Origin of the sequence: Pseudomonas sp. F8002 (assembly GCF_013385495.1) — a bacterium.
Lineage (GTDB): Bacteria > Pseudomonadota > Gammaproteobacteria > Pseudomonadales > Pseudomonadaceae > Aquipseudomonas.
The window spans coordinates 23,313-35,458 of the sequence record NZ_JACAPW010000044.1 but is presented as its reverse complement, the minus strand read 5'-3'; the positions used below and the strand labels follow the sequence as shown (position 1 = coordinate 35,458).

Below are 12,146 nucleotides of genomic sequence, written 5' to 3'. Positions count from 1 at the left end.
GCTCCTACAGTGGATCTCTCGCGTATCATCACCCTCCTCGCTCCTCAAGGAATCCCCATGTCTTCAAGCAAACGCGACAGCGCACGCATCGAACGTCGCCTGGTCGCGACCCTGACCGATGCCTGTGAGATCGCGAAAGCCGAAATCACCGGCTTCGACTGGCTGACCCACGAAGTCGACTACCAGGCCTTTGCCCAAAGCCTGCTGGTCATCTGGGTATTCGATACCAGGGCGAACCGGGAACTGGCCCTTTCTACCGGACTGGACCTGCGCATGCGCGAGCTGACGGCCACCGCGCTGGAGGATGCCGGGGTGGATCGCCCTTCTTCGCACCGCTACGTGCGCTTCGACTCCGAGGAAGAATGCCACCTGCAGCATGGCGGCAATTGGCGCCTGCGCCTGCTCAAACTGTATGCGGTAAAGGGGTAAAGCCTTGGCTAAAGATATCGAGAACCCGTGCGTCTCAACCTGCCAGCTCAGTGGTGAGCTGTGCGTGAGTTGTGGACGCACCAAGGACGATATTCGCAAATGGAAAAAGATGAAGCGGCCAGAGAAGATGGCCGCTGTGCAGCGCGCAACGTTGCGCTTGAAGACGTTGAAAAAGGGCAAGTGACGCACCCGGTTTCAGGCCGTCAAGTACGCCCGACTGAGCCCGTCACCGGCAAATTCCCGAGTAACTTGAGCCCGGTGGTTTTCACAAACGTCGCGTAGTCCATCGGCTTCTGGATACGGGTTTCAGCGTTGGGCAGTACATACGCCCAGGCGCGCTTGGACGACACGTCGTAAACCAGCTTGAACAGGCGAGTCGGCACCCAGACCTTGTTGTCGCCAATGGTGCTGTAGCCCGGGTCAAACAACGGGCCGGTGAACACGAACACATTGCCGTCGGCGCGCTTGGCAAACTTGCGCACGTCCGCCTCGACCTTGCTCCAGATCTTGCGGTTGTTGGTCGGGTCTTGCGGGACCATGTTCGACAGCGCAAAGGACTGGGCCATGGCGTTGGTGCTCGGCGCATCCGCCGCCGGGGATTGATGGCCACGGTCCACGGCCGGGTGTTGGCCACGGTAGTCGCTCAACTCGGCGCGCGCGCCCTTGGGAATACGCGGGTCGGGGTAGAACTGGTTGGTGCGTTCTTCGCCTTTGGCATCCTTCAACTGGCCGGCATTCAGGCGTTCGACCACCACCAGCGGGGTCTTGCTGGTTTGCGAGTACAGCACCGCGAAATTATCGGAACACAGCGCCAGGGGTTTCATGGTGGCCGGCACGGTGGCCGTGTTGATCGGTTGTGCGGCCGGGAACAGGTCGGCGCAACTGTCGAACGATGGCTTTTTCTGTTGGCTTGAATACAGATCCAGGGCCGCGCCCTGGCTGATGGAGCCCGAGCGGGAGGTATGGGATTGAGGTGGTGTGATGAGGTCCAGCAGGCCACGGGCTTGCGCCCCGGTGGAGAGCAAAACAAGGGCCGACAGCCCAACTGCAATTTTGCGTAGGTGCATGGGTTAAATCTTCAAAGTTCGATTGCGGGGCTTATGGACCCATGGATGTGACTTTAGTGCGAAGCAGCGCTGCAAAATACCCTGAACACGGTTTACGTAAGTGACTGATAGGTTTGAAGATAAGCTCGCAGCATGCGGGTCACCTGCTGTTCCAGGCCGGCTTCAAAGGCCGCAGATGCATGGCCTTCAAGCAACGCCCGAACCGGTCCCACCACCGCGCTGAGCGAGATGGCGGCGGTAAGGGATGGGTCTTCAAAACGCGCATCCGACGCCGTCGCCAACATCGCTGCAATCGCGGCCACCACCCGCTTGTTGATCCGCGCCACAAGCTCCGCACCGCCCCGCTCACCTGCGATGGCATACAGGGCTTTGGACGCCGTCGGGTCCATCAGCTTCACGGCGAGAAAAGCCGTGACAAACCCCGATGCCATTTCCGCCACCGTGGTGCCCTGGTGTTGATCGCACGCCTGCTCGACGGTCTCGGCCACCTGCACCAGATGCTTCTCCAATACCGCAGCAAGCAGTGCATCGCGGTTCGGATAGTACTGATAGAGACTGCCCACCGACATGCCCGCCCGCTCGGCCACGCGGGTCGTGGTGCAGCGGACCAGGCCCTGAGCGGTCAAAACCTGAAGGGTTGCCGTGTGCAGCGCTTCCACCGTCGCCGCCGACCGGGCCTGGACCGCTGATTTTCTTGGCTTTAACGACGCTTTGAGAGGGCTCATGGAATGCGAATTCTAAACCTGAAGGATCCTTCATATTATAGGCTTCCTCCCGTCAAGCAAGAGCTCCGACCATGACCACCAGCACATTCAATCTCGGCGATCGCACCGTCAACCGCATCGGCTACGGCGCCATGCAACTGGCCGGCCCAGGCGTGTTTGGCCCGCCCAAGGACCGTGATGCAGCGCTGGCCGTACTGCGCGAGGCTGTCGCTTGCGGCGTGAACCATATCGACACCAGCGACTTCTATGGGCCGCATGTCACCAATCAGATTATTCGTGAGGCACTGCACCCGTATAAAGACGATCTCACGATCGTCACCAAGGTGGGCGCCCGCCGTGGCGACGATGGCGCCTGGTTCAACGCTTCGTCGAAGGCCGAGCTGACCCAGGCCGTGCACGACAACCTGCGCAACCTGGGCCTGGATGTGCTGGACGTGGTGAATGTGCGGGCCATGCACGGCGTGATGGGCACTGCCGAAGGCTCGATCGAGGAACCCCTGAGTGCCATTGCCGAGCTGCAACAACAGGGCCTGATACGCCATATCGGCATCAGCAACGTTACCCCGACGCAGGTCGCCGAGGCGCGAAAAATCGTGCGCTTCGTGTGCGTCCAGAACCTGTACAACATCGCCCACCAACACGATAACGCGATGCTCGACGAATTGGCCCGGGACGGCATTGCCTATGTGCCATTCTTCCCGCTGGGCGGGTTCTCGCCAGTGCAGTCAGCGGTGTTGTCGAACGTCGCACAGCGCCTCGGCGTCACCCCGATGCAACTGGCCCTGGCATGGCTGCTGCGCCGTTCCCCGAATATCCTGCTGATCCCGGGAACGTCCTCGGTCACCCATCTACGGGAAAACATCGCGGTGGGCGAGCTGGATCTTTCGGACGAGGTACTCGCAGAGCTGAACACCCTCGCAGGCTGACCCTCACGCCAGCAGTTCTGCGATCCACCGCGCCTGCTGGGCGACCTCTTGCACCTTGTCCTCGGGCACCGCTTGCCGCGCCTGGGCGAAGTCGCTCAGGGTCTGCTGTTTGTGGCGCAGGATGCGCTGCCACTTGAGCAGGAATTCCGGGCTGCGGGCCTGCATTTGCAGCGGGCCGAAGTACAGTTCTTCGGCGGTGTAGGTCACAGGCCCGGCGTGCTCGGCAACGATGATTTCGTAGAAGAAGCGGTTCTCCCGCAGCAGCTCTTCGCACACGATGCGGTAGCCGTTCTCCATCAACCATTGGCGCAACGGTTGCTCGCCGCCGTTGGGCTGCAGCACCAGGCGCTCCCGGCCGTTGAGGCGCGCCTTGTCGCTGTCGAGGATATCGCGGATGGTCTCGCCGCCCATGCCGCAGATGCTGATCGCGGTGATCCCGTCTCCCGGCTCGATCGCCGCCAGGCCACTGGCCAGGCGTACGGTGATGTGTTGCTCCAGCTCGTTCTCGCGCACCGTGCGCTCGGCTGCGCGAAACGGCGTCAGGGCCACCTCGCCCGCCACCGCCGCCACGATGGCGCCGCGGCGCATCAATGCCACCGGCAGGTAGCCGTGGTCGGAGCCGATATCCGCCAGGCGCGCCCCGGCGGGGACGTGCGTCGCCACGCGCTCAAGGCGCATGGACAATGTGTGTTCGTTCAACTGACGTTCCTTTTCGGTAATACCCTGGCCATTGTATTGCGGGTTCATCAAAGAGGAACGTCACTTTGGTGAGCGCCGTCAATCAGTGGCCGCCAGCCTTACCAGTTCCTTGCGCAACAGCGAACGATCCAGCACCGCCATCCCGGCCTGCCAGTCGATGGAAAGCAACTGGCTCAGTTTTTCCTGGCTGACCCTGGGCTCAGCCAGGAAATAGCTTCTGCACTCGCGGATACTGATGAGATTCACCAGCCAGTCCTCCCCCTGCGCCGCCAGCCAATCAGCGATGGTCGAGCGATGCTTTCGGATCAGCGCACCGGCATCCCACACCGTCATCTGCGCAAAAACCTGCGGCAGGTTGCTGTCGGCTTTCAGCCACTTCAGGTCACCCGCCAACGCGCCTGCAAGGTCTGACTCGATAGTGGCCTGGCACTCGGAGAAATACCGCTCAGGCCAGTCCGCCGCGAGTTTCGCCAGCAGCGCGAGGGTTTCATAAGCCCGAACATCCGCCGCGGTGGTCAACTGCCCGGTAAAATTCAGGGTATTGTCCAGGATTGCCGTGGCCAGCAGCGCGGCACTGTGCTCACTGATCAGCGGCAACAAACCGGCCGCTTCCCAACTCAGGAAAACCTGCGTCGCTGCTGCGCCGATCAAACGGATGTCTGCGGCACTTCCCAGCCTCTGCGCCCAATAGGTTTCAAACCCGGGGTGATGGTCAATCACCTCCACCACCTGATCGAGCACGACCACCGGATCGAAGTGATGGAAGTCCGAGATATCCACCATCACAAACTCATCGCCGGGCTCGGGTCGGTAGTCATCCAGTGACGATCGCCAGCCGAGCACGGTCCTGGAGATGCTGGCATTCAGTGGAGCACTGCTGACGGCACGCGCCTCGATTCCCTGGCGGTTCAACAACTCGGCATACGCAATGCAGCAGGCGTATGCATCGATGTCCAGATACGCCGAGCCGGAGGTGACTACCCTCATCGGAAAAACTCCATGATTTCATATTTTTGGCAGGCAAATTTCACACGCCTTTATGACGAAAACATGACTAAATGGACAGAACAACCCTGGAGATTCGAGCAATGACGTCATTTCGCGTTCGCGAGCTGAGCAGTACGGACACTGAAGCATTGCTGGCCTTCGAAGCCCGTAACCGTGAGTGGTTCGAGTCGCATATCGAGGCGCGCGACCCATCGTTTTACTCGGTGCAGGGCGTCGCCGAGCATATTGACGGTTATCTATCTGGCCTGGCCACCGGCACATGGCACCCGTTCGTGATCGAAGACGCCAACGGCGAAATCGTCGGTCGCGCCAACCTGAAAAGCATCGACTCGCCAAAGGGCTCTGCCGAAGTCGGCTACCGCGTGGGTGAGCGCTCGTGCGGGCAAGGGCTGGCAACCCTGGCGCTGAACCATCTGATCCGCGAGGCACAGGCGCGCTGGGCACTGACCCAACTGGTGGCGTACGTGTACCCCGAGAATGTGGGCTCACAAAAAGTCCTGACCCGCTGCGGTTTCGTGCCCGACCAGCCCGCACCGGCCGGCAAGCCCCAGGGCGAAAACCGCTTTGTCCTGACATTCCAGGCCTGAAGACCCGGCCCCCCGGCGAACCTTTACCCGGTAAACACCGTCCGAGCTAGGGCATTGATGCTTACCGCTCGCCGCGAGGTTTCCGTTTGAAAGCTGCCATCATCAAAAAATACCGCCTGATCATCAAGACCATGGGCTATGTAGGCTGGGCGCTGTTCTGGCTGCTGCTCTGGGATATCGCCGTCACCGTGGACTTCATGCTGTTCCTCAACAGCAAGATCAACCTGCCGCTGATGCCGCTCACCCTGCTCGGCTCGGCGCTGGTGGTGCTGATCAGTTTCCGCAACAGCAGCGCCTACAACCGCTGGTGGGAGGCACGCACGTTGTGGGGGGCGATGGTCAACAATTCCCGCAGCTTCGCTCGGCAAGTGCTGACGCTGCTGGATGACCCGGACAATGAGGTCAACCCGATAAAGGCGACCTTGCTGCGCCGTCACGTGGCGTATGTGAACTGCCTGGCGGCGCACTTGCGGGGCCAGCCTTGCCCGGAAGAAATCCGCGCCTTCCTGCCGGCCGACGAGTTCGCCCGCAGCACCAGTACCAATAACTTTTCCAACGACATCATCAACGGCTCCGCAGCCCTGCTGGCCCAGGAATACAAGGCCGGGCGCCTGGACAGCATTCGCCTGGCACGGTTGGAGTCGACCCTGGTGGATTTGTCCAACAGCCAGGGCGGCATGGAGCGCATCGCCAATACGCCGCTGCCCTACCCTTACGTGTATTTCCCACGGCTGTTCATCTCGCTGTTCTGCCTGATCGTGCCGGTGGGCCTGGTGGAATCCCTGGGCTGGTTCACCCCGCTGGCGTCCACGGTGGTGGGCTTCATGCTGCTGGCCATCGAACGCATCGGCACCGATTTGCAAAGCCCGTTCCGCGACAGCGAGCACCAGATCCAGATGGAAGCCCTTTGCGAAACCATCGAGAAAAACCTGCAGTCGATGCAGCGTGATTCCCTGGGGGGCGAGCGGATCAGTTAATCCTTGCCGGGCCGTTAACAAAAAAATCCAGCCAGTGGTGAATTATTCAGTGTCCGCATGTATCTGACCCATTAAGCGCTTGCCACCAAAACAGTGGCATCGAAATGGACCTGCGGCTGAGTATTCCCATGAAATCACGCAAGAAAACCGTCAATCCGATTGGATTGGATGACATCACCATCGTCGACGACGCCAAGATGCGCAAGGCGATCACCGCCGCTGCGCTGGGCAATGCCATGGAGTGGTTCGACTTCGGGGTGTATGGCTTTGTCGCCTATGTGCTGGGCAAGGTGTTCTTCCCCGAAGCGTCTCCCAGCGTACAGATGATCGCGGCCCTGGCGACCTTCTCGGTGCCGTTCCTGATTCGCCCGCTGGGCGGCCTGTTCTTTGGCCGGCTGGGGGACAAATACGGCCGGCAAAAGGTCCTGGCGGCGACCATCGTGATCATGTCCCTGAGCACCTTCGCCATCGGGCTGATCCCCTCCTATGACTCGATCGGCATCTGGGCGCCGATCCTGTTGCTGCTGGCCAAGATGGCCCAGGGCTTCTCGGTGGGCGGTGAGTACACCGGTGCCTCGATCTTCGTCGCCGAATACGCCCCGGACCGCAAGCGCGGCTTCCTCGGCAGTTGGCTGGACTTCGGCTCCATCGCCGGCTTCGTGCTCGGCGCGGGCGTGGTGGTGCTGATTTCGGCGGTGATCGGCGAAGACGCCTTCCAGTCCTGGGGCTGGCGCCTGCCGTTCTTCCTCGCCCTGCCGCTGGGCATGATCGGGCTCTACTTGCGTCATGCCCTGGAAGAAACACCGGCCTTTCAACAGCACGTGGAGCAACTCGAACAAGGTGACCGCGAAGGCCTGGCGGGCGGCCCGAAAGTCTCGTTCAAGGAAGTCGCCACCAAGCACTGGCGCAGCCTGATGACCTGTGTCGGCGTGGTGGTGGTGACCAACGTCACGTACTACATGCTGCTCACCTACATGCCGAGCTACCTGTCGCACAACCTGCACTACAGCGAAAACCACGGCGTGTTGATCATCATCGCGATCATGGTCGGCATGTTGTTCGTGCAGCCGATGATTGGCTTTGTCAGCGACAAGATCGGGCGCAAACCCTTCATTCTGTTCGGCAGCATCGCACTGTTCTTTCTCGCCATTCCGGCGTTCATGCTGATCAACAGCGGCAAGCTCGGGCTGATTTTCTCGGGGCTGCTGATCATTGCGGTGGTGCTCAACTTCTTTATCGGCGTGATGGCGTCCACCCTGCCGGCGATGTTCCCTACCCACATCCGCTACAGCGCGCTCGCCAGCGCCTTCAACATCTCGATCCTGATTGCCGGCCTCACGCCAACCGCCATGGCCTGGCTGGTGGAGACCACCAACAACCTGTACATGCCGGCCTATTACCTGATGGTATTCGCCGTACTGGGGCTTTTCACCGCCCTGACCATGAAGGAAACCGCCAACAAACCCCTGCGCGGCGCGGCACCGGCGGCGTCGGATATCGAGGAAGCCAAGGAGCTGCTGCAGGAGCACGAAGACAATATCGAGCAGAAGATCGAAGATATCGACGCGCAAATCGCCGAGCTGGAAGCCAAGCGTGAAAACCTGGTGCAGCAACATCCACGCATCAACTGACGCAACATATTTGGAAACGAATAGCGGGTGAACTAACGCGCAAGCAGCACGCTCCTTCCTTAAGCGCAGTCAGCGCGGCCCTGATGAGCCTCATCAGGGCCGCTCAACGATAAGGAGCCGCCCGTGACCGACACCACCACCCTCACCTACCGCTGCACGCCTGGTCCGCTTCACGCGACCTTGCTGGCCGGTACCGTCCCGCTGTTTCTCGGCGCCCTGCTGAGCGACATTGCCTACTACCAGACCTACCAGATCCAATGGAGCAACTTCGCCGCCTGGCTGATCGCCGGCGCCCTGCTGTTCTGCGGGCTGGCGGGGTTGTTTGCACTGGTCAACCTGCTGCGTGCCGACCGCAAGGCCGGGCGCCCCACGGTGTACTTCCTGCTGTTGCTGGTGACCTGGGCGCTGGGCCTGGTGAATGCCTTTGAGCATGCGAAGGATGCCTGGGCCGTGATGCCTTCGGGCCTGGTGTTGTCTGCCGTCGTGACCCTGCTGGCCTGCGTGACCACGTGGGTCGGGCTGACCAACCTGCGCTCGGGAGGTGCCCAATGAAGCCTTCCAGCACGCTGACCGTTTTAAGCATGGCGATGTTGTTGAGCGCCTGCGGTGGCGAAGCCGACAGCACTCAGGCTCGCGGCCCCGACCCCAAGCTGCCGGAACCCCAGCGCGGCCTGTTGCCCAGCATGAAGATCGCCGAACCGGTGGCCTGGGGCGAGCAGAAACCTACGGTGCCCGAGGGTTTCAGCATCAGGGCCATCGCCACCGACCTGCGGATCCCGCGCCAGACCCTGGTGCTGCCCAACGGCGACATTCTCGTCGCCGAAGGCCGGGGCGGTAGCGCAGCGAAACTCAAGCCCAAGGATGTGATCGCCAGCGTGATCAAGGCCGAGGGCAACACCAAGGTCAAGGGCGGCAATCGCCTGACCCTGCTGCGCGATGCCGACGGTGACGGCACCTACGAGTTGAAAACCGTATTCGCCGAAAACCTCAACGCGCCCTACGGCCTGGCCTTTGCCGACGGCAAGCTGTACGTGGCGAACCAGGATGCGCTGGTGCGCTTCGACTACGAAGACGGCCAGACCAAGGCCGGTGGCCCGCCCACCACCGTCACCGAGCTGCCCGCCGCGATCAATCACCACTGGACCAAATCCCTGGCGATCAGCCCCGACGGCCGCTCGCTGTATGTGGGCATCGGGTCCAACAGCAACATCACCGAACGCGGCATGGAGGTCGAGATCGACCGGGCGATGGTCTGGCAGATCGACGCCGCCACCGGCGCCCACAAGCCTTATGCAACCGGTTTGCGCAACCCGACGGCATTGACCATTCAACCGGGCTCCGGGCAGGTGTGGGCGGTGGTCAACGAGCGGGATGAACTGGGGCCGGACCTGGTGCCGGATTACCTGACCTCGGTGCGCGAAGGCGAGTTCTACGGCTGGCCCTACAGCTATTGGGGCCAGAACGTCGACACCCGCGCCCAACCGCAGAACCCGGCCAAGGTCGCCGCCGCGATCAAGCCGGATTACAGCCTGGGTTCCCACGTCGCCGCGCTGGGCGTCGATTTTTCCATCCCGGCCATGGGCGAGAAATATGCCGACGGCGTCTTCGTCGGCGAGCACGGCAGCTGGAACCGGGACAATCCGGTGGGCTACAAGGTGATCTTCGTGCCGTTCAGCAATGGCCGGCCTGCCGGTGAGCCGCTGGACTTCGCCACGGGTTTCCGCGGGGACGATGGCAAGACTCGCGGCCGGCCGGTGGGGGTCACGGTTGATCCGAAGGGTGCGCTGATCATTGCCGATGACCTGGCCAACACGGTGTGGAGGGTGACGCGCAATAAATAAGGCCTGAAGCGGCCGATGTGGTTGCCTTCCTGTGGAGCGCGGCGGTACCTTCGCCGCACTCACGAACAGGAAGGTAACCGCAATGCCAGACACCACCGACAACGGCTTCTATGATCGCGCGGACGCGCACATCGAGCTGTCCAACGAGCAGTTCAGGGCGTTCGCCGACCTGGGCAAAGTTAGCGCCTCGATGATGTTCGGCACCACACGCTTCAATGCCTGGGTCAGCGCACGCAGCTTTAAATCCGGCGAAGAAATGGCCCAGGCGCGTGAGGCGATGCTGAAGTATTTCTGTGATCAGTACCGGATGATGCTTGAGGATAATCTTGATGATCACATCAACAATTTCAGCAAGTACATGCTCGTTAAGGGCAGTTGAACCCGCCCGCACAGGGCGGTGTGTCGACCTGTGATACCCGGCGCTCAAATTGCAACGAAGTGGCCCGCGGCGACCTCGCGGTAACTGATCGGCGGAGCCTTGTAGCCCACCTCGTAAATCCTGCTGGGCACGCTCTCCTCCATCAGGCTGAACGGCTTTCTGGGCACGTTCAGGTCCGCCGAGGGCACCGCGCTCAGCAACCTTTGGGTGTAAGGGTGCTGAGGCTGCTCGAACACTGACTGGCGTGGCCCGATCTCAACGATGCGTCCGTGGTACATCACCCCGACCCGGTGGCTGACCCGCTCGACCACCGCCAGGTCATGGGAAATAAACAGGAATGAAATGCCCATCTCGCGCTGCAGGTCCTGCAGGAGATTAATCACCTGGGCTTGAATGGACACGTCCAGCGCCGAGACGGCTTCATCGGCGATGATCAGCTTCGGAGACAGAGTCAGCGCCCGCGCGATGCAGATCCGCTGTCGCTGCCCACCCGAGAACTCGTGCGGATAGCGTTGTGCATGCTCCGCCGACAGCCCCACCTTCTCCAGCAATATTCGCACCTGCTTTCGTGCTTGCGCGCCATGTGCAATGCCATGAACATGCAGCGGCTCCAGCAGGCTGTTCTCGATCGTGAGACGCGGGTTCAGGGATGCATAGGGATCCTGGAAGACCATCTGGATATCGCGGCGCAGCGAGTTCATATCGCTCTTGTTCAACGTCGTAAGGTTCTTGCCACCGAAAACGATATTCCCGCCCTGTATCGGCATCAGCCCGGCAATCGCACGAGCGCTGGTGGATTTCCCGCACCCGGACTCGCCCACCAGGGCCAGCGTTTCACCTGAGTAGATATCAAAGTCGATGCCTTCGACGGCATGCACACGGCGCCGGACCTTCCCGAGGAGACCACCTTTGAGGTCGTACCGAATGGACAACGACTCGACTCTGAGCACCGGCGGACTCTGGTAGTCCGGGGCCACGCCAGGCGCAGGTTCTGCACCCGCTGCGACGTCATCATCGATCAAGGCAAATTTTGCGGGAAGTTGAGTGCCACGCATTGAGCCGATTTTTGGAACAGCCGCCAGCAATGCCCGGGTGTAGGGCTGCTTGGGCTCCTGCAGCACTGCCCTTGCCGGACCTTGCTCAACGGTCTCGCCTTTCTTCATCACCATCACATGGTCTGCGACTTCCGCCACCACGCCCATATCGTGGGTGATAAAGATCACACCCATGGCCAGGCTATCTTGCAGCTCCTTGATAATCCGCAGGATCTGCGCCTGCACCGTCACATCCAACGCTGTGGTCGGCTCGTCGGCGATCAGCAGTGTGGGCTCGCAGACCAGCGACATCGCAATCATGATCCGTTGGCGCATGCCGCCGGAAAGCTCATGGGGAAACCGGTTCATGACCTGCTTCGCATCCGGAATACGCACCAGGTCCAGCATGCGTAATGCCTGGGCTTCGGCTTGCGCACGGCTGCACCGCTGATGCAGCAAGATGCCTTCGATGAGTTGCGCGCTGATCTTGAAGACCGGATTCAGCGAAGTCATGGGCTCCTGAAAGATCATCGACATGGACGAGCCCCGCAGTGTGCGCATGACAGACTCGGGCGCCGCCACCAGGTCGACAATCTGGTTATTCCTGGTTTGCAGCTCCATCGAGCCCGAAAGCACCCGTCCGCCGGCGCGCTTGATCAGGCCCATCATCGCCATTGAGGTGACGGATTTGCCGGAGCCGGACTCACCCACGATCGCCAGCGTCTGACCGCGCATCACCTCGAAGGACACATCGCGCACCACCGGCGTCTCGCGCCCTCTGGTGCCGAAGCCGACACTCAGGTTTTTCACCCGGGCTACCAAATTCTCGTTCATGAGGCGCTC

The 12,146-nt window shown here is 61.3% G+C and carries 14 protein-coding genes; 9 read left to right on the top strand and 5 right to left on the bottom strand.

Annotated features, from left to right (window positions below; translation table 11 throughout):
- Positions 1 to 57 precede the first annotated feature (57 nt).
- Entirely contained in the window at positions 58 to 429 is a 372-nt protein-coding gene (locus HX811_RS29105) for a hypothetical protein (RefSeq protein WP_008433303.1), read from the top strand.
- 4 nt (positions 430 to 433) lie between these two features.
- A complete protein-coding gene (locus tag HX811_RS29100) occupies positions 434 to 613 on the top strand; it encodes a DUF1289 domain-containing protein (RefSeq protein ID WP_003207939.1) in 180 nt (59 codons plus the stop codon).
- A gap of 19 nt (positions 614 to 632) precedes the next feature.
- Here HX811_RS29100 and HX811_RS29095 read toward each other — a convergent pair whose 3' ends face one another.
- Both HX811_RS29095 and HX811_RS29090 read right to left on the bottom strand, forming a co-directional pair.
- The gene (locus tag HX811_RS29095) at positions 633 to 1,496 is read right to left on the bottom strand and encodes a DNA/RNA non-specific endonuclease (protein WP_177048491.1); all 864 of its coding nucleotides are present in this window, start codon (positions 1,494 to 1,496) and stop codon (positions 633 to 635) included.
- Positions 1,497 to 1,588: 92 nt separating this feature from the next.
- Positions 1,589 to 2,221: a TetR/AcrR family transcriptional regulator gene (locus HX811_RS29090; protein ID WP_256344479.1), complete on the bottom strand. Its 633-nt coding sequence runs from the start codon at positions 2,219 to 2,221 to the stop codon at positions 1,589 to 1,591.
- 71 nt (positions 2,222 to 2,292) lie between these two features.
- On the opposite strand from HX811_RS29090, the gene HX811_RS29085 reads away from it, so the two are divergent.
- A complete protein-coding gene (locus HX811_RS29085; protein WP_008433296.1) occupies positions 2,293 to 3,147 on the top strand; it encodes an aldo/keto reductase family oxidoreductase in 855 nt (284 codons plus the stop codon).
- Between the two features lie 3 nt (positions 3,148 to 3,150).
- On the opposite strand, the gene HX811_RS29080 is transcribed toward HX811_RS29085, so the two are convergent.
- The gene (locus HX811_RS29080; protein ID WP_134327639.1) at positions 3,151 to 3,846 is read right to left on the bottom strand and encodes a tRNA (adenine(22)-N(1))-methyltransferase TrmK; all 696 of its coding nucleotides are present in this window, start codon (positions 3,844 to 3,846) and stop codon (positions 3,151 to 3,153) included.
- Positions 3,847 to 3,924: 78 nt separating this feature from the next.
- Complete coding sequence (locus tag HX811_RS29075; protein ID WP_177048489.1) at positions 3,925 to 4,833, bottom strand: bifunctional oligoribonuclease/PAP phosphatase NrnA; 909 nt, start codon at positions 4,831 to 4,833, stop codon at positions 3,925 to 3,927.
- A 101-nt stretch (positions 4,834 to 4,934) separates the two neighbouring features.
- Between HX811_RS29075 and HX811_RS29070 the strand changes: the two genes are divergently transcribed.
- The 6 genes from HX811_RS29070 to HX811_RS29045 all read left to right on the top strand — a co-directional run bounded on the left by HX811_RS29070 (position 4,935) and on the right by HX811_RS29045 (position 10,269).
- On the top strand, positions 4,935 to 5,441 hold the full coding sequence (locus tag HX811_RS29070; RefSeq protein ID WP_177048488.1) for a GNAT family N-acetyltransferase: 507 nt from the start codon (positions 4,935 to 4,937) through the stop codon (positions 5,439 to 5,441).
- An 86-nt stretch (positions 5,442 to 5,527) separates the two neighbouring features.
- Positions 5,528 to 6,418, top strand: a complete 891-nt coding sequence (locus HX811_RS29065) for a bestrophin family protein (RefSeq protein ID WP_087692921.1) — start codon at positions 5,528 to 5,530, stop codon at positions 6,416 to 6,418.
- 128 nt (positions 6,419 to 6,546) lie between these two features.
- Positions 6,547 to 8,049, top strand: coding sequence for a glycine betaine/L-proline transporter ProP (gene proP / locus HX811_RS29060; protein ID WP_003207926.1), 1,503 nt, complete (start codon positions 6,547 to 6,549; stop codon positions 8,047 to 8,049).
- 123 nt (positions 8,050 to 8,172) lie between these two features.
- Positions 8,173 to 8,601, top strand: coding sequence for a DUF2231 domain-containing protein (locus HX811_RS29055; protein WP_003207924.1), 429 nt, complete (start codon positions 8,173 to 8,175; stop codon positions 8,599 to 8,601).
- Positions 8,598 to 9,890, top strand: coding sequence for a sorbosone dehydrogenase family protein (locus HX811_RS29050; protein WP_177048486.1), 1,293 nt, complete (start codon positions 8,598 to 8,600; stop codon positions 9,888 to 9,890). Before HX811_RS29055 ends, HX811_RS29050 begins: the two co-directional genes overlap by 4 nt.
- Before the next feature lie 82 nt (positions 9,891 to 9,972).
- Positions 9,973 to 10,269, top strand: a complete 297-nt coding sequence (locus HX811_RS29045) for a DUF3144 domain-containing protein (RefSeq protein ID WP_003207921.1) — start codon at positions 9,973 to 9,975, stop codon at positions 10,267 to 10,269.
- Positions 10,270 to 10,313: 44 nt separating this feature from the next.
- Here the strand turns inward: HX811_RS29045 and HX811_RS29040 are convergent, their stop codons facing one another.
- Positions 10,314 to 12,137 (bottom strand): ABC transporter ATP-binding protein, encoded by a 1,824-nt coding sequence (locus HX811_RS29040; protein WP_003207919.1) that lies wholly within the window; start codon positions 12,135 to 12,137, stop codon positions 10,314 to 10,316.
- Positions 12,138 to 12,146 lie beyond the last annotated feature (9 nt).